Here is a 21,339-nt window from a genome sequence, read left to right as displayed (position 1 = left end):
CGAAAGGCCGTCGCAGCGTACGCTGGAGTGACGGATGCGCCTCTTAGCCTCCAGAGCGGACGGGTAATGGCGCGCGCATGGAGCGAGCAGCTGGACATTAGACGTAGGCAGCCAGCAGCCTGGTCTTTCATTGCCAAGACCGTTGAGGCCTATGTCGAGGCTTCGGGAGAGACAATCGGCTGGCCGCTGCCGATCGCACCACTCACCGTCGCATTGACCTACTCGCTTGATACTTCGGCTACAGAGTTGGCCAAAACGTTGGGTCGAGCTGCGGCCACGCTGCCGATCGAGGAGGCCTGTTATCAGCTGAGTGCCTGCTACACAGCCATGTTGCCGCAGGAGGTGCGCACTGCTTGGGGTGCCTATTACACACCGCCAGCGCTTACCGACCGGCTTTTGCAGCTCGCGAAGGAAGCCGGAGTGGACTGGCAAACGGCGCGAATCTTGGATCCGGCATGTGGTGGTGGGGCCTTCCTGCTGCCCGTGGCTATGCGTATGCGCGACGCCCTCCCCCAGGCTAGCGCCTCAGAGCTGATCGAGCACTTTAGCGCCCATCTGCAAGGCTTTGAAATCGATCCCTTTGCGGCTTGGCTGACCCAAGCTTGGCTGGAAATTGCTTTTGCTGACGAGTTGAAGGCGGCCGGCCGCCGCTTTCCGTCTGTCGTGAAGGTCTGCGACAGTCTCGAAGAGACCGTATCTGGCAAGCGTTTCGATCTGGTGATCGGCAACCCGCCTTACGGCCGCGTCAAACTTGCTGCACGTCAACGCGAGCGCTACGGCCGCAGTCTCTATGGCCACGCTAATCTCTATGGCTTGTTTACGGACCTGGCGCTGCGCTGGACAAGGGTCGGTGGCGTCATCGCCTATGTGACGCCGACCGGTTTTCTCGCCGGTGAATATTTCAAAGCCCTGCGCGGACTGCTGGCCAAGGAAGCGCCGCCGTTGGCCGTGGACTTCGTGACCGCCCGCAAAGGGGTATTCGAGGACGTCCTTCAGGAAACCATGTTGGCCACATACAAACGCGGCGCCAAGGTGGCGCCGACGGTGGTCCACTATCTGTCTGTCAACGGAACCGCACAGGTCACGCATGCCGGCGGTTTCAAATTGCCGGCCGAGCGCACAGACCCTTGGTTGGCACCAAGAAACCCATCGGATGAGGACTTGGTGAAGTCGCTGGAGCGGATGCCGACGCGACTTTCCGATTGGGGCTATAAGATCTCGACTGGTCCGATGGTGTGGAACCGGTTTAAGGGCCAATTCCGCAATCGCCCCGGCAAAGATACCTTCCCGGTGATTTGGGCCGAGGCCGTTACGTTCGACGGACGGTTCATATTCCGAGCGGAAAAAAGGAATCATGAACCGCATTTCCGACCATCGGCTGCCGACGAGTGGTTGAAAGTGTCTGAGCCCTGCGTCCTGCTGCAGCGGACTACCGCCAAAGAACAGGCCCGCCGGTTGATTGCGGCCGAACTGCCAGCCGACTTTATCAAGACGCACGGCAGCGTGATCGTCGAAAACCACCTCAACATGGTCAAGCCGCGCGTCAAAAAGCCAAGGGTCTCGACAGCGGTGATCGCTGCTGTCTTGAATTCTGGCATTGTTGACCGGGTGTTCCGCTGTATCAGTGGTAGCGTGGCGGTTTCAGCGTTCGAGCTTGAGGCGCTACCTCTTCCTTCTCCCGACGAACTTGCGGAATTGACAAAAATGGTCCACCGGCAGGCGCTCCAACACGAAATCGACGCGCACATTCAAACGCTTTACATGGGCCGGTCGGCCGCATGACCACCCTGCCAGGTCTGCTTTCGTGGGAATCCGTGCAGGAGAGGTTGAAAGCCATCTTTCCGGAAGGCACTCCTCATCGCGGCTATCTCACGCGAGATTTGGCCGCCAGTACGGTCTTCGTAGCCCTCTACATCGGCGCGGTGGAGGGGAAGGGGGTATGGCTAGGACCGAAGCATGTCTACAGATTCAGCGACGATCAGGCGGCCATGGTTTCCGATGATGAGCGCCTGGCGTATTCTTCTAAGGTTATGAAGGCCGGAGGGCGTGCTCCAGGAACTCAATGGTATCAAGACACCACGCGCGAACCGATCCGCGACGAGACCCTGCGGGAAGCCTTGGTGGTGATGGGTGCGGCGATTGAACGTCAGGACATTGCGACGACGTCCAGCAAGCCGCGCTACGCGTTGCAGACCGGTTTTGCCGAGCTGTTCGACCCAAACCTGGTTGGCGAGAAATTGCACGCTGCGATCGGCGCTTGGCAAAGCAAAACGTTGAACAAGGGCGCTCTTGCCCGCATCGCCATCGTCCGCCGCGGCGCGGGATCCGCTGGCGACAGCTTAAGCGTGACATTCCCAAATGGCGAAACCCGGCGGATGAAGCCCGGACTGAGCTCAGAAATAACAAAGGCCGTCATTGAGGTCTTCGCGCCCCGTTTCATGGGGGAGCCTGCGATTCTGTTCGTCAGCGAAAGCGGAAACAAGGTTGTTTCTCGGGACGACGATCTCGCGAAATCCATTGGGCTGACGATCAAGGCAGACAAGGATCTTCCCGACATCATCCTCGTCGACCTAGCGCCTGAGCATCCCCTTTTGGTGTTTGCGGAGGTCGTGGCAACCGATGGCCCTATCAATGCCAGGCGGAAAAAAGCCCTGGAGGACTTGGCAAACGATGCGGGCTTTCCGCTGGAACATGTCGCCTTCCTTACCGCGTATCTCGACCGCAGCCGCCCCTCGTTCAAGAAGACGGTGGATTCCTTGGCATGGGGAAGCTTTGCGTGGTTCTCAGCAGAGCCGGATCATTTGATGGAGCTCAGCGACGGGGTGCGGTCGCGCTTGATTTAGACACATCAGACCTATGGGGGCATGCAGTCAATCTCGAAATCGCCAGCCTTCACGGGGAGATAGGCGGCCGGTTATTCGACAATAATTGCGCGTTTCATCTTTGTTTTTTCAATCCCTGTTGGAAGCGTTATTTCGCGCGTAATCAATATCCGCTTGTCGTATTTTTTTGGGCTTTTGCGATATAAATATTCAGTTAGCTTGGCTTGATAAGTAACTGCCACTGCTTCGACGATAGCTAAATACGGAGACACGTTCGCCGGCACCGCCCCACCGTTAGCGGCTACCAGGGTGCGAACAGCCGCTTCGCATTGAGGGATGGTGATATTGACGGTCGCACAGACGTCGGCGACATTCGTTGCGAGGCGCTTGATGTCCCGAGGTGCGTCATCTCCCCATAGCTCACGGACAAACTTAATGATCTCGCCGATTGTCCGGATGTTTTTGTCTGTTTTTGCGATGATGGAGCTCTTCGAGAGCACCGACGCTTCCTCAATCGACACTTCGGCGTGCTCAAGCATTGCCTTCACTTGGTAGGCAATTCGCTCCTGCGCCCAGGAAACACCGGAAGTCTTGTAGATGAGGTCATGGGTGGCGATCGACCACGCGTGTTGAAGGAAGGTCTTGACCTGAATCTCGAAGCGAAGGCCTTCCAGGCCGCTGTCTGGATATCTTGGGTCTGATGTGATTGCGGCGAACAAGCGCACATCGTCGAAGGGAAACGACTCCGGCGATTTGTGGGTGCTGCCCTTTGCAGCTGGCCGACGTTCCAAAACGGTGAAATTGCTTCTGACGATCTGCTCGGCTGCGTCAATTGCCGAAAGGTTGGGCACCACGTACGTTGCGGCGAAAAAGTCCTCCATTTGGGCGGGGTCGGACACGCGACCGGTTTCCACCTTCAGTGCAAAACTCTCCTCGGCCTTTACTCGGCTCTCATAGTGCCAGCGAGGATCCTTGAAGCCAACGAGCCGCTTGTCGACCTCCTGTTTTAGCTTATTGTAGAGCGGCTCCCGGTCAAGAAAAATTGCCCTGATCGACCCAGGAATTTTCATTCAGGTGCGCGCAGAAGCGCTTCGAGAAGCGCCTCGGCCCTTTGCTCGCGTGGTCGCTGGTCCGTATTGGCGCCACGCAAATTATTCAGGTACTTGAAGGCGCTCTGATAAGCGGGAGTGTCGTGGGTACGCATAAACTCGCCGATATCGGGTTGAGCAGACAATTCCTCTACCAACGCCATGAAGATGGCATACCTTGCCCTTAATACCTCCACCGCAGGCAGGTTCTCGTTCAGCGTGAGCACACTCCACAGGGTATAGATGTTCCCTAACGCGCGCGCCGCTCTTTGAATTATCCCTCCGCCTTCTCCGTCGAGGGCAACTAGGGTTGTTCTGGCGGCATCGAAGGCAGTTCTGAAAGCTTCCTGATCCAACGGCTTTTCAAGATCCTCGACGTCGTCATACTTCGCGTAGAGGTTATTGAGGGTGTCTTGGTCAAATCCCAACACCTGGCCTTCGAGAAGCACAAGCATGAGTTCCGAAATGAACTGGGCATCCGCCATACGCTTTGAACGGGCATTCGTAACGACCCCGAGGGTCCGCCATTCGGCGCGCTCAGCCTCAGATTCCGCTTGCTGAATGAACCACCCTCCAAATTTGGCATGCCGCAATTCCTGGTCGGTCAGCTTCCGAGCATTTCTGTTGAGCCGATCGAAGACCTGATTGACCAAGTTGGAGTCTTCAAAATCGATGAGCTCCACCGTCAATTGGTAGTTCCAAAATCTACGCTTGAGATCAGTCTCTGACGCGATATCGGACCATTTTTTGCCATTCAACCGCAGGTCCCCGAAGTCAGAGGCTACCTTGATCCTGTCATTGTTGAAATCCAGGATGGTTTGCGTCCGTTGCTTCCCGTCGACAACGTGATACGTCGTCGTTCCATTTTCGGTAATGGTTTTGTGGAGAAATATCGCGGGGCTTGGATAATTCCTGAAGATCGTATCAAGGAAAAACTGGCGGTCGCCGCGCGTCCAAACGCTTTTGCGTTGATATGGAGGGTTCAGGTCCAGTTGATTATTTCGGTGGAGATCAAGCAGCCAAGATATATCTTGCGTTGTAGGTCTTCTCTGCATCATAGGCTCATTATTTCTTTCATTTATATCATAAGATATGCCATCCTCTGTGGGTTGGCTAGCGTCGCGCACGCCTTTCGAAGCTGCGGTTTAGACAGGTGGGTCAAAGAGGCCCGTCAAGGCCGTCCACCCCTGATAAACGCATGATCCCTTCGTTCGGACCGCACGTCTCTGAACATCCGTCTTCCTTTAGATCCTGCTGATCTATTTGGCGCTTGAAGGTGGCCTCTGGAGCTGCCTGCTGTCCGAAATGGTCTTGTCGTATCGCTCCACGAAGGTGGCGAATTTCTCGCGATCGTCATTGTAGGAGCCAAGCCAGCTTTCGAGAGCGGCGGCGAACACCTGGATAAGGGCGAAAAAGTTGAAATAGTGGATCCCGTCGGCGGTCTCGCCTTCTCCGCCGATACGTATCGAAATGCGACGCACCTTCTTTCGTGTCACCTGCCTGGAGCTGAGATTAGTCATATGTAGCACGCCATTGCGGAGCTCCCACAGTTCCTCTGACGTAATGCCGACTTTTGACAGGTCCGCATATTTATCCAACCAATCGATGAAGCTTGGGGTCTTCTGATCGCCAAATTCGACGTACGAAATGCTGTCAATGCATGACAACAGCAGCTTCAAAGACGATACATAAAGCTTCGCGTTGAAAGTTAGCTTGACCGCCAGAAAATAGTCATCGTGAATGAGCCGAGGCAAATCAAGGGCATCCCCGTCGCGGTATTTCAGCAGCCAGTCGTCCATGTGTGCGTCGCCGATCACCTCAGGGCTTAGGTAAAAGTTCGGGTCGTCATGGTGATTGCTCACGTCAACCCTGACCTTTCCATCGACCACGAGGGTCGTGACGAACAATGGCTCGGCCTGAGCGGACGCCGCTTGAAAAACCTCGTCATACAGGTGATGACCATCTCCGATCCGGCAACGAGCGTAATAAGCTTCGCGCGTGAACGGGTTTATGAGTGGGACCCGGATAGCTTTTGGGAAATCCTCGTCGACTCTGTCTCTCAGGAAGCGGATCGCGGCTTCGTCATCGAGCGCAGATTGGTGACCGACGTATAATGCGTGGCCGCAGTGGTCGCTGTACTCAAATGGCAGGAAGATATTGAAGATTGTCTCGCTCATCGGCGCTATCCAACTCTCTCGCTCATGACGCAGCCGCTGGCCGTAGCTGCGGCGATGCCGAACAGACCACAAGCAACTTCGATCCGCGTGTCATGGCTACATAAAGGTGTTTGGCGTCCATCTCCGTCACGTTGAGTATGACCGCGACGTCGGCTTCCAAGCCCTTGAGTGTCAGCGTGCTCCCTACACCGCGCGCCGGAAGCGGTCTCCCGCGGAAACGGTTCTCCTCGCGTGCGCGAACTGCCGCCTCATGGAGTGACGACGGATCGGCCTGGTCTGCGCCATTCAGCGCCCGGATGCATGCGCTCATCACGGTCGGCCGGTGCTGGCGGGTGCCCGGCCGCTTGCTCACTTCAGCCAGCAGCTCGACCGCGCTCTTGAACGTGCGCTCTTGCTCGAAAGCGATGGCGGCTTGTTCCGTATCGGTCGCCTCTTTCCTCTGGCGCCCGGCGAGTAGGGTCGTAACGCGCTGCTGAAGGTCTGCCCCGCCGACATTCGTCATGACGCTCTCGGCGAAGCTGAGAAGCTGGCTTAGCGCGTCAGGTGCATCGAGTCTGAAGTTGAGCGCGAACTGAATGAAATCCTTTAAGTCGACGCTTTCGACCGTGACCGCTCCCGGTGTCTGGCTGGCGAACAGCCGCTGGCCTTGTGGTTTTTTGCTGTCACCCATAATCAGAACGGTACCTTGGCCACCCGCCGCGTTTGACAGACCTGCCTTGAGACGCCGCTGATGATCTTCTGTGCCGTCAAGGTGCACCCAGCGGACCTCGGGCGGCGCTCCCCTTAGATCAACCGCCTGCCCCGCCTTCAGAGCCTTTCGGACGTCCAGTAACCACCGGCCAAATGCCTCTGTCCCCGCGTTTTTCCAGCGCCATGGAGTTGTCAGCTCGCCCGCATTCGGGAAATATTTGCAGACATTGGTGTCCCAGTCTGGCAACGGCCCACTGAAGCCGAATACGGCCTGCATAGGATCGCCGAGCACGCAGGTGGGCAGGTGTCGGGATGAATAGTAAACCAACCCGTGTTGCGACTGAGAACAATCCTGATACTCGTCAACGATCTGGCGGGAAAAACTTGCGGCGAGGATGTCGTCGACGTGACCGGCTTTTGCGAGTTCAGCGGCAGCCTTTTGGATCGTCTTGTAATCAGTGCGGGTATCCGTAATGCGCAGCACTTCGGGCGGAACGCCGCAGCGTGCCGGGAACGTGCTAGCCAGCTTGATGGCCCAGCCGTCCAGGGTCATCAGTCGGTAAGCCGCAGATGGCACGCCGAGCTGCTGCAGGCGGCCCCGCAGGGCAACGACACCGGCAACGGTGTGAGTGAGTATGAGCGCCGGCTTTGTGAAATCGTGTTCCAGCAAGTTCGCCGCGATGAGGTGGGTCTTCCCACAGCCGGCGGGCGCAGTGACCGACCCCCGCCTGATCGCAAAGAGATCAATTTCAGCGGCCATCACGCATCCAGACGAAAAGTGCGTCGATGATCGCAACAAATGTGGCATCGGCCTGCTTTAGCTGCGGCCCAATGATGGTACGTGCGACGTCTTCCATCCATGTGACCTGTTTGAACCAGCCGCTGCTGCGGGTACTTGACGCCAGGCCGAGCAAGGCGCGAGTGGCCTGATCGAAATCGCCAAGTAGCAGCGCGGTATCCACGTCGTTGTAAGTCGTCAAACCGCCGGACTTCGACTTAATATGCTCATCGATGAGATCTTCGCCGTGCAGTTCGACGGCATAAATGACGAGGTTACCCGCAGCGTTCTCTCCGAGGCTTATGAAGAGCTCCTGTTCGAGTTTGCGCTTGGCTGGCCACTTTGTGAGCGCGCCACCCCCTGCCAGGAATGCTGCTTCATCGGCGGGATCCGGCTCGACGTCGTCGTCGCGAAGCACATGGCAACGGTAGCCGAGCTTGAGCAAAGCATTCGCCCGCTTGTAAATGTTGCCGACTCCGCCGGCATCGAGAAGCGCGACGCCAAGCGCCGTTAGTGATTGCTCGCCTTGCTCAACGCGGAACTGGTCGAGCCCTCGCAGCAGGCCAACCTCGCTGGCACCTTCGCAGATGATGACGGACGGCGCCAGGAACGCCTCGGGATCGCGACGAATGGTGCTCTGCACGTCATCTTCAGCGCCAACAGTTTGTACGGATAACCGGCCGCCATTGCGTCTGACGATCATCAATTGTGTTCCGCTAAGTTCCCGTAGCGCTACCGGTGAATGTGTCGTCGCAAACACCTGTAAAGGCAGGCTGTCGTCTTTGCTTCCCAGAGATCCCAAAAGCCTGTGAATGCGATGTGGCTCCAGCCCATGTTCAAGTTCGTCGACGAGCACCATTGTCGCCTCTGCGGCGGCCTTACGTTGCAACCCTGCTGTAAGAAGGCGCGTAGAACCCACGCCAAGAGCGCGAAGGGGAATCCCCATGTCGCTGTGCAGAGAAATGCTGCCGCCACTAAAGGAAACCGAGTGAGCGTCAAGCATGGCCTTCACATCGTCGCCTACCGGGATACCGAGCTCATCGGCCGTGCTTTTCACGACCGCTAGTGTCGAGCCCAGCTGTGCGCCCGCACTGTCGCCAAAGCCGGCGCGCGCTTCGCGGGCGGCTTTCACTAGTGCTGCCGAGATATCGGCTTTCTCCTCCGAGAGCTTGTTGAGGACGGATCCCCTGCGCCAGATCAGGTTGCCGTCAGCGAACGCACCGATACGCGTAGGCGCAATCGCCTGACGGTCGGCCCACGCGAGGTTTCGGACCAAGCCCGCATCAGCCGCGCGCTTCGAGGCGAGAGTCCAGATCGGTTCGAGGTCACTACCGACACTAAGGTTCACGGTAAGCACGGTTTCGCCGGCAGCCTCAGGCTCATCCTCCACCTGCGCCGTCTCCGTGATGAAATTGCGCAGATAGAGACCGTATGTCTCAATGTTTTTCAATCGGTCAGCCAGCAAACCGAGCGTGCAGGAGATCGAGATCGGCTGCGTCACATCGAGGTTGAAGAAGTCGGCATCTGTGATCTGGAGACTGCGGCGCGCGCCGAGGCAGAGGTCAATAGCGTCGAGAATCGAACTTTTGCAGCTGTCTCCGGGGCCAATCAGGCAATTGATTCCAACGGATGGAGCCCATGTAAGCTCCTTGATCCCCCGGAAATTTACAATCTCTATTAACCGTATACGTGCCATGAAGAGTCCCCCCAATGGTGACTATAGACCGTCGCGACCATCCGGTCATGAGCATTGCTTAGCTGCGCGCCAAGCGAGGAAGCCTCCTAGCCGCGAGGTCCAATGCACCTGATGGTCAGAATCCCAGTTACACGAAAGTTACATAGAAAGAATCGGCAGGATTGATATTCATATAACTATTTGAAAAATATGGTGGGCGGTATAGGATTTGAACCTACGACCCCTACAGTGTGAAGGCCAATCGTACGATTATACGAGATAATCGAAATTCGTAATCATTTGTATTTCTGTCATTTTTGCTGATTTGATATTCATCATTACTTCACTTTCCATGTAACATTTGCTATAAATTCGTTACATGGAAGTTACATGAAATGCCTAAGTTATTTTTAGACGAGTCCGTTGTCCTCTCCGCCGATTGCCCCTCCGAAAAGGACCAGGAAATCTATTGGGATCACCCGGTTGGACGCGACCGACGTATTCGCAACGGGTCGGTCTCAGGGCTGGGCCTGCGTGTCACTGCATTGGGGCATAAATCCTTCGTCCATGCTTATCAGTTCAACGGCAAACGGTACCGCAAAGCCCTTGGGTCTACCGTCCTCCTCAATGTTGCATCCGCGCGCCTGGCGGTCGGTCAGCGGCAACGCCAGCTGGAGGCGGGCGAAAACCCCGACTTTGACGACCGCGATACACGGCGCGCCCACCTCCTGACGGTCCGCGAAGCAATCGACCGCTATTGGGAAATCCATATCCGGACGCTCTCGGCGGGATATCAGACCAATTACGCCATGTTCGTCGCCGCATGGCATCGGAAACGACCGAAAACGACTACGCGCCGCGGTCAGAACATCCGCAAACCATACATGGATTTCGGGTCGATGTTCGCGGACCGGCCGTTCTCCTCGATCAAGCCCTTGGACATTGAACGATTCCAGCGGCAGTTTGTCTCGGCGTACAGTCACAATGGCGCTCTTGTGCACATCACGGCCCTCTTCAATTGGGCCATCCGCATGCAGTTGGTGGACATGCGCAACCCCTGCAGCCCGATCCGGGCTCGGAAAGTGGTGCGCCGCCGCCGGGACTACTCCACCGAACAGATCAGGCAGATTGCGGCCTATATCTTTTGTCCCGTGTTCGAAGTGCTGCCCGACACGGCTAGCCTGGAAGGCCTCGCCAAGCGGGACATGGCACTGACCAAGGGCAATGTGACCACCGCCAACGACCAGATGCAGGAACTCTGCAATTTCATGGGCATCCTGTTCCTGACCATGGCCCGCCCCAGCGACCTGGCCAAGGCGGAATTCGACCATTTCGAACTGGAGAAGCTGGTCTGGCACAAGCACAACACCAAAGGCATCAAACTGTCGCGTTCACTCTACGAGTACGCCTACCGTTCGGTGCCGATCCATCTCCGGGTTGCCGGGATGGTGCAGGCCCAACGCCTTCGCTGGCCTGACAGCAAGTTGCTCTTCCCATCTCATACCGACATGACCCAGCCCCGCGACAACTTCCGCAAGGGGCTGGACCGGTTCAAAGCCCTGCCCGGTGTCCCCGACTATTTCCAGCTCTACGACCTCAAGCGGATTGCGATCTCGCTGATGTTAGCCGGCCAGGGCGTGTCCCATGAGGCCATATCCCACTACGTCGACCACAAGGGCAACCTTGAAACGACCATGATCTACGATCTTGGCCTGGTCGACCCCATGCGTCCGGTCACCCAAAAGCTCGCCGAGTTGCTCGGCATATAGGGCTTCACGCTATACCGGCGCCGATCGTTGCGAGCTATCAGACGGGATACTTGTCGAGGTGCCACAGGATGAATCAATTCGGGTGCTACGGTCTCCAACAATGAGGGCAGACTTGGCAGCCATCTAAATTGTTTCGCCTCCGGCCAGTGTGACGAATGCGTCTCTGGTCGCCACCGATAATGTGGATATCCTGTGGACAGGAGCGCCTCAAACCCATGGCTTTACGGCCATTTTTCGAGGAATCTCATGCTGCGAGCGATAAGCAAATCACGTTTTAATACAAAAAAAATATTTCGCGAAATACGGGGATGATGCCTACGCGGCATATTGATTGTGCACCGATAGTCTGTACTCTTCCCTGCAGAGATATCGGCTAAAGGCCATTCAGATGACTCCCCTCCAGTACGCAACCTCCAAGACCGGCCACAGGCGCTCGCCGAAGATGCGCATCCTTAACGGGTACGGATCACTTGGCGGATAGGGCAACCAACCATCGGCTGACCGCTGGCGCCTTTGCGCCGGTCGCCGTTCTATTGGGCCACGCTCCGGTTTCGGGCGTGGCCTTTTTTTTCCGGAAGCACGATCCGGCGTCGACCAAATGGAGGTCATCATGAACGGACCATAGACCAAGAAAGAGAAAGCTCGCTGTAAACAGCGAGCTCCCCCTTTAACCTTCCTCGTGACGGCTGAGCCTAACGGCCTCGTAAACCCGGCTCAGTCGTCGTCCCAAGAAAGGAACCATTGTCATGGACATGGTTGACACGACCACGTGGATTCTTTTCCTGATCGGCGTAGCGATCAGGGCCGCGATTTTCAGCGCGGAATTGTACGTGCTTCCTGAATGGTTGATCCACGTGCTGGAGGAGATCCTCAGCTTCGTGGAAACGATGCACACCATCGCAGAAATCCTCGCGCACGCGGCGAAATAAAAGGATCGATGCGTCTACAACTTCGGACGGGGCCAAAAGCTCCGTTCTTTTGCTTAAGTGCGACAGAATCATGGCGGCAATACGGTCACCTGTCCAGCCCAAAGTGCGGCTGGACCTTTTGCCGGTCATGCGTCTGCAACCGGCCAAACCCGCCGGGGATGCCTTCAAATGTGCGATCACAGACCCCTCTGTGTTCCCCTGGACGCTACACATGGTGGAAATTGCGTCAGATTCTACGAGAAGTAAAGGTTTGAGCCGTTCCACGGGCCGGTTGGGGGCAGAGTGGTTAAGATCGGGTCTAAAATCCCCGCAAGTAACGATACGTCGCGGGCGATCATGGTTGCCCAGTTAGGCTTGACGTCATTTTTTGGCTGTGAGGCAATGAACCGGCTGCGATCTCTCGCCGCAAAAATCCCATCAAGGAAAGTACGGTTCATGGAAGCCATGCAAGCGCTGGTGCTGACCAGCACGCAATTGCGCGACATGCTGACGGAAGCTGCGAGACAAGGAGCCGCGCTCGCCGTCGCCGAACTCCGCGCAGACCTCCAACAAACACCAGAAGATGCAACTTTACAAAAGCTCCGCAGCTATCTCGCCGACCCCGCCTCCCTTGCCAATCCGAATGACCACTGGGCGCATAGCGGGCTCATCCGGCGAATTCAGACGACAGCCCGCGGCAAGCCAAAATCTACGGCGTGGTTCATGAGGTTCCAGAGAGAGACCGGTCTGAACGAATGTTTTACCCGTCCGAGCCCCGCCTACGGCCGACGACGGGAATGGTCATTCGCGGACATTGGACTGGCGTGGGATGCCTACTACCGGAAACGGTAGCAGGTAAATCCATCAAAGACCGCTAACTACCACCAATTTCTAGCAATACGCCTTCGCCCTAGGCGCTCAACTCCATCCAAGCTTTATGTTCGCGCCGGCCACCGCAATCTTTCTGAGCTCAAAATCGTCAATCAAACTTGGTTTGGCAGAGCCGCATATAATTGAAAGTGTATGAAAACCTCCCGCAATACCGTCGAAGATCTGCTTGCTAACAGTCAAAACAAACGACTCTGACTTACGCTGTCCATCATTCGGATCACCAATGTAACCTATCAATTGGCCATCAATATTGACCGCATGCTTCTGCCAATCCTCCCATGTTTCAATTAAGGAGGTCTCCAATCTCAATTGCACGTCGCCGGTGTCGGTTCCATTCCGAGAGGGTCGGATGGGGAGGTGCAATTCTAGACCGGCATATTGCGCATCGGGGAAATATGTCGCCGATGGTGTGTCACCGAGCTGGACTTTTTCGTCGAAGAAAACATCGTACTGAGGTTCCACTGATATCTCCTATCAACGCGCAACAAGAATAAGTTGCGACCAAGGAAATTGACCGGCCTGGCCACAGCCTTTGTCGTTTGCATCTGACGAGTCGGCGGCCTTGGTTTTGGTGAAGTCCGCAGCATCTGCGGCGGATGCTGCATCAAAAACTTGCTGGCAGTAAAATAGCTGGCCGTTAGAGCCAAACCACTCAAATCGGCTATATTTTCCAGGATTGTACTGATTGTCGGCACTATTGCGGGCGATCAAAAAGTTCTTGGTATTATCGACGCTACAGATATCAAAAATCATCTCATCGCCGGCAGCGTAGCTCACCCAAGCTTGTTTGCCCACCGCCTGCCAACCGTCAAAATTGTCGATATACATCCCAGAGATTTTTGGCGGAGCGGCCACTGACCCGGTACAGACCTCCTCAGCAAAACTCGCTACTGGATGCAAAATTGCTGCGCATGCGAGTGAGCCTATCAGTATGCAGGCTGCTTTCAAGACATTAGAAGTCATCCGAGAACCCTTCCCCATGGGGCGTTGAAGTATACCTTTTCACACAGCTTAACTGTGTGCTGGTCATAGGCACACTTAGAATTACCATGTGAAGAAGCGTGCCGATAGGAGTTCGGAGGAAATTATTGGCCGCCTGCATCACCCCCGATTAGCATCCGCCTAAGCATTGAGATGTTCGAGGAGCAGATAGCAGCCATAAGCCTATGTCTGCCGTCCGGCCAGATCGCGTTCAACGGGGATAGTCGGCGGTTCGGGCAAACTGCCTGATCAACGTGAACCCGTGGCCGGTGCAGGGATTATGAGGCAACGCGACCTGAAAGGGCCGGTCTCGGTCGACCGCGCCTGGCGAGGGCTAACCTTGCTTCGATTGACCAGGACCCAGCCCTACTCGAAACGGACGGCATGGCTGCGCATGCGGACCCGTCGCGGTTTCCAGATGTCAAACGGCTTCCCAAACTGACCCGGGGTCAGTGTGGGAAGCCGTTTGATACCTAGTGGCCAATTGCCTCCAAGGGAACGATGACCGTAACGATCCCCACGAGCAAGGCCACTCCGACTGCTCCAACGGTCCAGAACAGTGTCTTTCTTGCTATCTTGATATCGATCTGGGCGTCTTCCAGGCCCCGAATGGCCAGTTCATGCTGTTCCCTACGTTCGTCGTCCTCGTGACGACTCTTCTCGGCGAGCGCCTTGAGGGCATCCTCGCTATGGCCAAAATTGCGTAAAGAATCGAGAACGACAGGCATATCGTCCCTGTACATCCGATCGTAGACGTCAAAACGCATGCCCCTGAACTCACGCGACTGAGCCACGATCTTGCCGAGCTGGTCGAGCTTGTCCTTGGTGGGGATGTAGTCCTTCCAATACAGGAACAAGAGGTCCTTCCCGAAGGTATCCTCTGCGATCGTCACCCGGCTTCTCGCGTACCATATGATCGAATCCACCGCGTCGTGGTGCGCGCGGTGGCAGTTTTGCTCGACCTCAGCGATATGGGCCTTTATTGCATCCATCGACGGGTTTTCAGAAAGGGATTCCCGAACGGCATCCACGAGCTTCCTGCCTGCATAGCGAAGCTCGAACATGACGGATCCAACCGCGTCGCCAACGATGTTTTCGGCACTCTTGGCGAGCCCTTCGGTGGCGTCCCATTTGGCCGCAACTTTTTCGAGCAGATCCCTAACATCGTCGTTATACAAGTGGAGCCCTCCCACATGGAAAAGCCCGCCTAAGCGGGCTTTTCCATGGAACTATCAGTCACTTATTTTTGGTTGACGTCGTGCTCGATCTCGTCGCGCTTTTCCTCAAGCTCGGCCCTGGTCATATAATGACCGTTGCCAGCACAAATGTTGCCTCGCGTGAAACGAGCGATCGTATCTTTCTCAAGCTGAATCTTACGTTTCTCGTAATCGTCACTTGAGTAGTTGTGAAAACGAGAGGTGTTCGCCATCAGGGTTTCCTATTCGTTCGATGCGTTGGCGCCGGCACCACCAAGTCCGGCTCGGAGAAGGGCAATGACAGCGTCCTTCTTGCTGTCATGCTTATGCGCGTGCCGATATTCGTTGATGCTATCCATCAACTCCTTCGGCAGGCGTACCTTCAGGCTGACTTCCGTGGGATCTGGGCTAGTTGGCATTATTCACCTTAGGTGCCAATGGAGCGGATGGTTCCGTTACCTCCATATGGGTCTTTGGTGTGGCTAGTACCATATGCCCCAAGCGGCCTTCAAGGGCCGCCAGGGCCCCAGCAGGTAGAATCTTACACGCTGTCGGATTTATACATGGAAAAGTTGAAGATTTCGTGTCCGCAAATAGGATTATATTCCAAATGCGATTGCAGGTAAAGTAAATAGCTCCGGGTCACTGCATGCCACGAACAGCGGGATCAGCTAGCCGATGGTCGCCTGTTGAGGCGGCGACCCTCCCCATCTGGTTTCGCCCCTTTTGCAACCGGCGGTCCCTAGGGATGCAATCGGGAGATTGTGCTGCTGCTGACGTGATAACGATGGGCAACCTCCCCCCGCGCCTCCCCGGCGGCAAGCCGTGCCAGCGCCTCACGCTGCTCCTGCTGCGAGAGCTTGGGCTTGCGGCCGAACTTGACACCCTTGGCCTTGGCGCGGGCACGCCCGTTCGAGGTGTTTTCCAGGATCCTGCGCCGTTGCCATTTGGCGGCCCAGCCAAGAAGGAAAAGCATAAGGTCTGACATTTCCGACGTGGTATCGATAAAGGGTTCGTCCAGCAGGCGCAGCCCGGCCCCCGCCGCTGTCACTGTCTTGAGGATGTTCAGCATGTCAAAGGGATCCCGCGCCATCCGGTCGCTGACGACGGCATGGACCACGTCACCTGGCTTCAGGACCTTCAGCAGCCGTTGCAATTGACGGCGGTCGGCATCCTTGCCGCTGCGTTTCTCAAAGAAAATCTTCTCGCAACCTGCCGCTTGCAGGCGCTCGATCTGGGCGGCCAAGTCCTGCGCTTCAGTGGACACCCGCGCATAGCCGTACTTCATTCAAGTAGACCTCCCCCTGGTTGCTGCAAAAGTCACGAGATTTGCAATACCAAACCCCCTCTCCCATTCTCTATTTTTTTCCAAGGGCATTGCCTAAAACGCGAGCAAAAAACCAAGCGCGAGCTTAACCGCGACCGGTCTATAGACGACCGCAAATATCGTGATTTCTGCGTAAACGTCTCGTCTCTCTCCAGCCTCCTATAGGTGCACCTTTGAGACGTAGCGCAGCCTTGTCCTCCGTCACGGCCGTCAAGGCTTCCCGATTTTACCGGCAGGATCGAAGCCCCGTAAACATCGTAGGACGAGCCCGCATTTGGACTTTGGTAGTCGCATTGGCGTTAGCCGCGACGCCCGTGAGTGCGCAGCAGAAGCTGTCCCTTGAAGTAACCGTACCCGCCGCTACCCTGCCTTCGAGCCTGTTCAGCCCCAATGGTGGCGCAGCCGATTTTCTTGGAGTCGGCCTGGGCCAGACCGTAGATGACATTCGAAAAATATTGACCGGCCAGAACTTCACCAACGAGGATTCGTCGGGCCGCTTCCTGCTCGACGAGGAATATTTCACCGTCGAGGTCATCGCCACGGGGCCCAACAGGTACTTTACCCACGTGATCTGGTCTGGGCCCGAGGATGCTGAAGCCACCCAAAGCGTGAGGGTGGAGTTCTCATCTCCCCTGACCGGCCAGCGCTCCACCGACGTCCGGCGCCTTGTCACCTACAACGGCGGCAAAGGCCCGTTACTCGCCACGCTCCGTGCGGCGATCGTCCAGAAGTTTGGCCCGCCAAGCGTCGATGGCAACTCGTCAATGCGCTGGTTCTGGAGCAAGGGCCAACAAGTCAAAAAGAGCGCCGCCCATGACAAGCAGATGGCGATCGGCATGGACGTCAGAAGCGATTACGTGACGGCTATCACCTACGAGCTGGTCGACGACGCCGCAGCGGCCGCCGACCGGGATCAGGTTACCCAGTTCCAGAAGTCCGTCGAAGGTGCCGCGAAGAAGATCCGCGACGGGAACGCCGCCGCGCCGAAGCTCTAGCTAGATCGCAACAAAGGAGGATGATTTTGAAAATACGCTCGTGCGTCCAGATTCTTGGTGCCGTGGCTCTCGCCGGCGGCCTTTCCATGGTTACCCAACCGAGCGCCGCCAGGGACATCGTCGGGTTCGTCGATCAGGTGACGAAGCAGGCGAATCCAAGCCTGATTCTGATCCTTCACAACAAGGAGGCGTGGACCAGCAACATCATCGACACCATGACGGCGGTGCTGAAAGCCAGGAATTTCAAGTATGACTTCCATGGCTACAACCAGGGGGACCGTCCGCGCGACATCGCCCGATCGTTCAACTGGCCGACTTACGGCGCGGTGTTCTGTATGGGTCAGCCCATGGACTGCGACCTGATCAAGGTCCAGGCCGAGGGGAAGGGCTTTGAAGGCGATTTTTACAACCACATGCTGGAAAAACGATAACGGTTCTTGTCCCTGTTGTAGCATCGCGGCCTGGTCGGTAGCGCATAAGACTGCTGGCGGGCTGCTTGCGCCTTCATCCAGATTGTCGAGAGAGATATGACTTCCATTCGAGCGCTCGTGATTGCTGCCGCAGCCGTTCTGGTGGCGGCTCCCGCGACCGCCCAGGAAGAACAGCCTCAACCAACTCCGACACAGAGGTTCAAGCTCGGCCAGAGTGACGGGTGCTTCCGCTACATTGGCGACGCGGTCGATTTTGTCGGCCGCTTCAAGACCGGCAGCTATATCGGCGTGTCCATGATCACCATCGGCCGTGACGGCCTGCCGACACCGGCCGCCGACGAGGACCGGACGCCGGCTATGGACCTGCCGGAAACGAAAAGCGCCTCGCCGTATTTCTGGTTCGGACCCACGCCCCGGACACAGGACTATTCCATCATGTTCACACCCCGGGCGGCCTGGGGCAGCTCCGCCTTCGTCACGATCTGCGGCCGCCATTCCCCACCTGAAAACTGAGACCGCCGCGGCACAGCCCTTTGCTTGCCCGCGGACAGCGGTTAAACTGCAGACATGGTCAAGCCGCTTCTCGATCCAGATGTCGCCGACGAGGCGCCCACGTCTCCGGTCCTTACCGGATATGACGAAGAGCACATGGTGACCCATATGCGCCTGCTCGATGCCGCCGCCGAAGATGCCGACTGGCGGGAAGTTGCCAAGATCGTCCTGCATATCGATCCAGCCAGGGAGCCCGAACGCGCCTTCCGGGCCTGGGAGACGCATCTCGCGCGGGCCCGGTGGATGACCACGACCGGGTATCGCTATCTGCTGGCTGGTGGCGCGCCGCATTGAAGCCTTGCGAAGAAGGGTTGGCGGGCGGGGAGTGCGAGGGGCGGGTCAGGGGCGCCCTCGCCTGGCCTCGGCCGGTTCGACACCGGCTGAGGGCAGTCCGGACGCAAAAAAGCCGGGGCATCGCTGCCCCGGCCTTGGACGATGTGCGGTGCCTACTCGGCTGCGATGGCAACGCTTTCGCTCTCCGGCGTGACCGGCATCCGCAACGCTGCGGGAAGCCAGCCCTTGCCATCGAGTTCCTTCTCGGCCTGCAACACGCCTTCGGCTTTCGGGGCGCGCTCAACAGCCATCGCGGCCTCTTCCGGGCACCCGGCCTCCCGCATCACTCCGGCAATGTCAGCCTTCGACAATCGTGCGAGGAAAGCTGCCTCGGGCGTCCACCACAGGCGCATGTCCAGTCCGAGAGCTTCCGCCATCAGGTCGGCGTTAGCGATGCGCGCCTTGCCGGGTTCATGCCGGGCGACCACGGCGTTGAGGTTGGCAGAAGTCACCACCGCCAACAGGTCAAGCAGTCCGTCCTGCGGCTGCGCCACCAGCCACGGCCACAGGTCGGCGGGGTCTCCGGGCAAGCGATGCCCCCAGCCTTCCATGACCTCGTCCCAGCCGGTCAACGCGCGGCAGGCCTCCGGCTCCTTGATGAAAGGAACAAGATTGCGGCGTTGGCCGGTGACCTCGACCGCTGTCTCGATACGTCCATGGTGGTAATCGTAGAACAGGCGGCTGACCAGCGCATGCAGGATGGCGACCAGTGCCACATCGGGACGGTTCGACAGTTCCACGCGCAGCGCTGCCGTGCGGATGGCCGTCAACTCCTCGGTCAGGGATGCCGATATGCCGGTGTCCTCGTCTTCTGGGCGTTCCGCCTGCCTCGCTTCGACGCCCTCATCTTGGTCCTTGGCTTCGTCGCCGCCCTGCAAGATGGCAAGGGCTTTGCGGTCCTCGGACCTGACCAAGCCGGGCGTGACTTGCAACATCCCATCGTAGGATATCGACACGATACAGCCCGCCAGCGCCATTTCACTGGGGTCAAAGGCTTCCGCAGCGTTCTGGATCGCCTCGATGCGGCTTTCCAGCGCGTGCAGCTTGGCCTCATCGGCCTCGATTTGCGGGTCGCCTTCGGCATAGCCATCAATGACCTCGGCCAACTCGTCGTACTGCATGCCCAGCGCTGACAGTTCCACCTGTTCGGCCTCGGTCGGGTCTCGCCGCACCGCATGGATGCGCCCGAACCCGCCGCTGTGGATGAATGCGTTGTCGAGGCTGATTTCGACCCATTTCCAGCCCAGCGGGCGCAACTCATCGGCCACCGCCTCGAGCCGGTCACTGGCAAGCTTCACCAACAAGGGCCGGTCGGTCAGGAACGTCAGATCGTCGTCGGCGAACAGGTCACGCAGCACCCCGCCCCCTGCGCCTTCATAGGCCTCAATCCCGACAAAGCGGGCCAGCCGGTCGTTGCCGCGCACATGGACGCTGGTCAGGAACGAGCGGATGCTGCCCGGATTGCGGTTCCAGCTATCTTGCTCGAACCACGCCGCCTCCTGTGCCGCGTGGTCGTCGCTCAACGCCAGCGCCTTGGCCTGTTCAAGGGTCAATTCATCGGCGCGCATGGCATCGAGGATGCGTGGCGACAGGCTGGCCAGTTTCAGCCGCTGGCGCACTGTGACAACGGACTTGCCGAAACGGGCGGCGATGCCCTCGGCGGTCATGCCCTGTTCGACAAGGTCGCGGTAGGCAATGACCTCGTCCACCGGGTGCATCGGCTCCCGCTGGTCGTTCTCGGCCAACGAAATCTCGGTGCCGCTGCCTTCCTCGCGCAGGATGGCCCTGACCGGATAGTCCTTGGTCACCGCCACGCCCTGCACCGTGCGGCCCTCGTCCAACAGCAAACGCAACGCCCCCAGCCGCCGCCCTCCGGCGACGACCTCGAACTTGGCTCCTTTCGGGGCCTTTCGGGTCACAAGGTTATGGATGAGGCCGTGGGCCTCGATACTGGCGGCCAGTTCGGCCCTCCCCGCCAGCGCATTGACGCGACGGACGTTGGCCTTGCTCGGCACCAGCTTGCCGAGCGGGATTGTGATTTCAGCGGTATTCATGGACTTGCTCCTTTGATTGTCGTTCAGGATTTTCCCTTTCCCGTACGGGTTCAGGTCACCTGAACCCCTGCCTCGCGGCGAGTAGCGGGGAGAGAGGGGGCAAGCCCTGGGGGCGGAGGGGTCTCCCCGGTCTGGACGGAGCGAAGCGGAGGAAGATGGGGGAAACCGCCAGCGGCGGCTTGCTGGGAGAGAGGACCGCGCGCCTCTCTCCCTGTCACACAACAAACGTGCCGACAGGCACATCCATATCGGCGCAGCCGTGCCGCGTAAGCGGCCACAACAAAAAGGGCGTACAAAGCGGAGTCGATGAAATGTCCGCAGGGCGGACAAGGGTCATTTCATCGGCGGAGCCGGTTCGTGACCCCGAGACCGGTTCAACAGGGCGGCCTAAGGAGGGTCAGCATAGCGCCGCCACAGGCGGGACGCGGGACTGACCGCCCCCGGCAAGGGGTGCCATTCAGCTCAGACGACGTCGTGCCGTGGCATCGAGTCTTTCCCCGCTTAGAGGCGTGCCTCGGAGTTGCAGACAGAAATGGCTACGCGCAAAAAAAGACGCCCCGAACCAAGGTTCGGGGCGTCTGGTGGAGCCGGATCCTTTACGCGGATCCTCAGTAGCCAACGGGGGCCATAACAGAGCACCCCACAGCGGCACATACTGCGAGAATGGTGATC

The 21,339-nt window shown here is 57.8% G+C and carries 21 protein-coding genes; 9 read left to right on the top strand and 12 right to left on the bottom strand.

Going from position 1 to position 21,339, the window contains the following annotated elements; translation table 11 throughout:
• Window positions 1–66: 66 nt before the first annotated feature.
• A complete protein-coding gene (locus NKI29_RS29630) occupies window positions 67–1,782 on the top strand; it encodes an HsdM family class I SAM-dependent methyltransferase (RefSeq protein WP_352798271.1) in 1,716 nt (571 codons plus the stop codon).
• Window positions 1,779–2,843 (top strand): BsuBI/PstI family type II restriction endonuclease, encoded by a 1,065-nt coding sequence (locus NKI29_RS29625; RefSeq protein WP_352798269.1) that lies wholly within the window; start codon window positions 1,779–1,781, stop codon window positions 2,841–2,843. Before NKI29_RS29630 ends, NKI29_RS29625 begins: the two co-directional genes overlap by 4 nt.
• 71 nt (window positions 2,844–2,914) lie before the next feature.
• On the opposite strand, the gene NKI29_RS29620 is transcribed toward NKI29_RS29625, so the two are convergent.
• The 5 genes from NKI29_RS29620 to NKI29_RS29600 all read right to left on the bottom strand — a co-directional run bounded on the left by NKI29_RS29620 (window position 2,915) and on the right by NKI29_RS29600 (window position 9,251).
• Complete coding sequence (locus NKI29_RS29620; RefSeq protein ID WP_352691935.1) at window positions 2,915–3,892, bottom strand: RelA/SpoT-related domain-containing protein; 978 nt, start codon at window positions 3,890–3,892, stop codon at window positions 2,915–2,917.
• Window positions 3,889–4,968 carry a GmrSD restriction endonuclease domain-containing protein gene (locus NKI29_RS29615; protein WP_352798268.1) on the bottom strand — a complete coding sequence of 360 codons (1,080 nt, stop codon included), beginning with the start codon at window positions 4,966–4,968 and terminating at the stop codon, window positions 3,889–3,891. Before NKI29_RS29615 ends, NKI29_RS29620 begins: the two co-directional genes overlap by 4 nt.
• Window positions 4,969–5,169: 201 nt before the next feature.
• Window positions 5,170–6,087, bottom strand: a complete 918-nt coding sequence (locus tag NKI29_RS29610) for a hypothetical protein (RefSeq protein WP_352798267.1) — start codon at window positions 6,085–6,087, stop codon at window positions 5,170–5,172.
• Between the two features lie 22 nt (window positions 6,088–6,109).
• The gene (locus NKI29_RS29605; protein ID WP_352691929.1) at window positions 6,110–7,537 is read right to left on the bottom strand and encodes a UvrD-helicase domain-containing protein; all 1,428 of its coding nucleotides are present in this window, start codon (window positions 7,535–7,537) and stop codon (window positions 6,110–6,112) included.
• A complete protein-coding gene (locus tag NKI29_RS29600) occupies window positions 7,527–9,251 on the bottom strand; it encodes an ATP-dependent nuclease (protein ID WP_352798265.1) in 1,725 nt (574 codons plus the stop codon). Before NKI29_RS29600 ends, NKI29_RS29605 begins: the two co-directional genes overlap by 11 nt.
• 374 nt (window positions 9,252–9,625) lie before the next feature.
• On the opposite strand from NKI29_RS29600, the gene NKI29_RS29595 reads away from it, so the two are divergent.
• The 3 genes from NKI29_RS29595 (at window position 9,626) to NKI29_RS29585 (ending at window position 12,759) form a co-directional block, all read left to right on the top strand.
• The gene (locus NKI29_RS29595; protein ID WP_352798264.1) at window positions 9,626–10,999 is read left to right on the top strand and encodes an integrase arm-type DNA-binding domain-containing protein; all 1,374 of its coding nucleotides are present in this window, start codon (window positions 9,626–9,628) and stop codon (window positions 10,997–10,999) included.
• A 746-nt stretch (window positions 11,000–11,745) separates the two neighbouring features.
• Window positions 11,746–11,928, top strand: a complete 183-nt coding sequence (locus tag NKI29_RS29590) for a hypothetical protein (RefSeq protein WP_352798263.1) — start codon at window positions 11,746–11,748, stop codon at window positions 11,926–11,928.
• Window positions 11,929–12,363: 435 nt separating this feature from the next.
• Window positions 12,364–12,759 (top strand): hypothetical protein, encoded by a 396-nt coding sequence (locus NKI29_RS29585; RefSeq protein ID WP_352798262.1) that lies wholly within the window; start codon window positions 12,364–12,366, stop codon window positions 12,757–12,759.
• A gap of 66 nt (window positions 12,760–12,825) precedes the next feature.
• Here the strand turns inward: NKI29_RS29585 and NKI29_RS29580 are convergent, their stop codons facing one another.
• From NKI29_RS29580 to NKI29_RS29555, 6 genes are all read right to left on the bottom strand, one after another.
• The gene (locus NKI29_RS29580) at window positions 12,826–13,260 is read right to left on the bottom strand and encodes a hypothetical protein (protein WP_352798261.1); all 435 of its coding nucleotides are present in this window, start codon (window positions 13,258–13,260) and stop codon (window positions 12,826–12,828) included.
• Window positions 13,261–13,272: 12 nt separating this feature from the next.
• Entirely contained in the window at window positions 13,273–13,761 is a 489-nt protein-coding gene (locus NKI29_RS29575; RefSeq protein WP_352798260.1) for a hypothetical protein, read from the bottom strand.
• 491 nt (window positions 13,762–14,252) lie between these two features.
• Window positions 14,253–14,957, bottom strand: a complete 705-nt coding sequence (locus tag NKI29_RS29570) for a hypothetical protein (RefSeq protein WP_352798259.1) — start codon at window positions 14,955–14,957, stop codon at window positions 14,253–14,255.
• A gap of 62 nt (window positions 14,958–15,019) precedes the next feature.
• Window positions 15,020–15,208: a hypothetical protein gene (locus NKI29_RS29565; RefSeq protein ID WP_352798258.1), complete on the bottom strand. Its 189-nt coding sequence runs from the start codon at window positions 15,206–15,208 to the stop codon at window positions 15,020–15,022.
• A gap of 9 nt (window positions 15,209–15,217) precedes the next feature.
• Entirely contained in the window at window positions 15,218–15,394 is a 177-nt protein-coding gene (locus NKI29_RS29560; RefSeq protein ID WP_352798257.1) for a hypothetical protein, read from the bottom strand.
• A 323-nt stretch (window positions 15,395–15,717) separates the two neighbouring features.
• Window positions 15,718–16,263, bottom strand: a complete 546-nt coding sequence (locus NKI29_RS29555) for a recombinase family protein (RefSeq protein ID WP_352798256.1) — start codon at window positions 16,261–16,263, stop codon at window positions 15,718–15,720.
• A gap of 353 nt (window positions 16,264–16,616) precedes the next feature.
• Here NKI29_RS29555 and NKI29_RS29550 point away from each other — a divergent pair, with 353 nt between their 5' ends.
• The 4 genes from NKI29_RS29550 (at window position 16,617) to NKI29_RS29535 (ending at window position 18,574) form a co-directional block, all read left to right on the top strand.
• Complete coding sequence (locus NKI29_RS29550) at window positions 16,617–17,297, top strand: hypothetical protein (RefSeq protein WP_352798255.1); 681 nt, start codon at window positions 16,617–16,619, stop codon at window positions 17,295–17,297.
• A 26-nt stretch (window positions 17,298–17,323) separates the two neighbouring features.
• The gene (locus NKI29_RS29545; protein ID WP_352798254.1) at window positions 17,324–17,728 is read left to right on the top strand and encodes a hypothetical protein; all 405 of its coding nucleotides are present in this window, start codon (window positions 17,324–17,326) and stop codon (window positions 17,726–17,728) included.
• A 96-nt stretch (window positions 17,729–17,824) separates the two neighbouring features.
• Window positions 17,825–18,241 carry a hypothetical protein gene (locus tag NKI29_RS29540; RefSeq protein WP_352798253.1) on the top strand — a complete coding sequence of 139 codons (417 nt, stop codon included), beginning with the start codon at window positions 17,825–17,827 and terminating at the stop codon, window positions 18,239–18,241.
• A 54-nt stretch (window positions 18,242–18,295) separates the two neighbouring features.
• Entirely contained in the window at window positions 18,296–18,574 is a 279-nt protein-coding gene (locus tag NKI29_RS29535) for a DNA -binding domain-containing protein (protein ID WP_352798252.1), read from the top strand.
• A 152-nt stretch (window positions 18,575–18,726) separates the two neighbouring features.
• Here NKI29_RS29535 and NKI29_RS29530 read toward each other — a convergent pair whose 3' ends face one another.
• The gene (locus NKI29_RS29530) at window positions 18,727–20,667 is read right to left on the bottom strand and encodes a ParB/RepB/Spo0J family partition protein (RefSeq protein WP_352798250.1); all 1,941 of its coding nucleotides are present in this window, start codon (window positions 20,665–20,667) and stop codon (window positions 18,727–18,729) included.
• Window positions 20,668–21,339 lie beyond the last annotated feature (672 nt).

Origin of the sequence: Mesorhizobium sp. M0678, from assembly GCF_040320505.1 — a bacterium.
In the GTDB taxonomy this organism is placed as follows: Bacteria; Pseudomonadota; Alphaproteobacteria; order Rhizobiales; family Rhizobiaceae; genus Mesorhizobium.
The sequence above is the reverse complement of the archived record's forward strand: the minus strand, read 5'-3'. Positions and strand labels throughout refer to the sequence as shown.

Excerpts from the sequence above, each read along its gene's own strand:
- NKI29_RS29530 (WP_352798250.1), bottom strand. The coding sequence starts at position 20,667 with ATGAATACCGCTGAAATCACAATCCCGCTCGGCAAGCTGGTGCCGAGC.
- NKI29_RS29630 (WP_352798271.1), top strand. The coding sequence starts at position 67 with ATGGCGCGCGCATGGAGCGAGCAGCTGGACATTAGACGTAGGCAGCCA.
- NKI29_RS29595 (WP_352798264.1), top strand. The coding sequence starts at position 9,626 with ATGCCTAAGTTATTTTTAGACGAGTCCGTTGTCCTCTCCGCCGATTGC.
- NKI29_RS29585 (WP_352798262.1), top strand. The coding sequence starts at position 12,364 with ATGGAAGCCATGCAAGCGCTGGTGCTGACCAGCACGCAATTGCGCGAC.
- NKI29_RS29610 (WP_352798267.1), bottom strand. The coding sequence starts at position 6,087 with ATGAGCGAGACAATCTTCAATATCTTCCTGCCATTTGAGTACAGCGAC.
- NKI29_RS29625 (WP_352798269.1), top strand. The coding sequence starts at position 1,779 with ATGACCACCCTGCCAGGTCTGCTTTCGTGGGAATCCGTGCAGGAGAGG.
- NKI29_RS29555 (WP_352798256.1), bottom strand. The coding sequence starts at position 16,263 with ATGAAGTACGGCTATGCGCGGGTGTCCACTGAAGCGCAGGACTTGGCC.
- NKI29_RS29590 (WP_352798263.1), top strand. The coding sequence starts at position 11,746 with ATGGACATGGTTGACACGACCACGTGGATTCTTTTCCTGATCGGCGTA.
- NKI29_RS29620 (WP_352691935.1), bottom strand. The coding sequence starts at position 3,892 with ATGAAAATTCCTGGGTCGATCAGGGCAATTTTTCTTGACCGGGAGCCG.
- NKI29_RS29615 (WP_352798268.1), bottom strand. The coding sequence starts at position 4,968 with ATGATGCAGAGAAGACCTACAACGCAAGATATATCTTGGCTGCTTGAT.
- NKI29_RS29600 (WP_352798265.1), bottom strand. The coding sequence starts at position 9,251 with ATGGCACGTATACGGTTAATAGAGATTGTAAATTTCCGGGGGATCAAG.
- NKI29_RS29605 (WP_352691929.1), bottom strand. The coding sequence starts at position 7,537 with ATGGCCGCTGAAATTGATCTCTTTGCGATCAGGCGGGGGTCGGTCACT.
- NKI29_RS29575 (WP_352798260.1), bottom strand. The coding sequence starts at position 13,761 with ATGACTTCTAATGTCTTGAAAGCAGCCTGCATACTGATAGGCTCACTC.
- NKI29_RS29535 (WP_352798252.1), top strand. The coding sequence starts at position 18,296 with ATGGTCAAGCCGCTTCTCGATCCAGATGTCGCCGACGAGGCGCCCACG.
- NKI29_RS29540 (WP_352798253.1), top strand. The coding sequence starts at position 17,825 with ATGACTTCCATTCGAGCGCTCGTGATTGCTGCCGCAGCCGTTCTGGTG.
- NKI29_RS29565 (WP_352798258.1), bottom strand. The coding sequence starts at position 15,208 with ATGGCGAACACCTCTCGTTTTCACAACTACTCAAGTGACGATTACGAG.
- NKI29_RS29560 (WP_352798257.1), bottom strand. The coding sequence starts at position 15,394 with ATGCCAACTAGCCCAGATCCCACGGAAGTCAGCCTGAAGGTACGCCTG.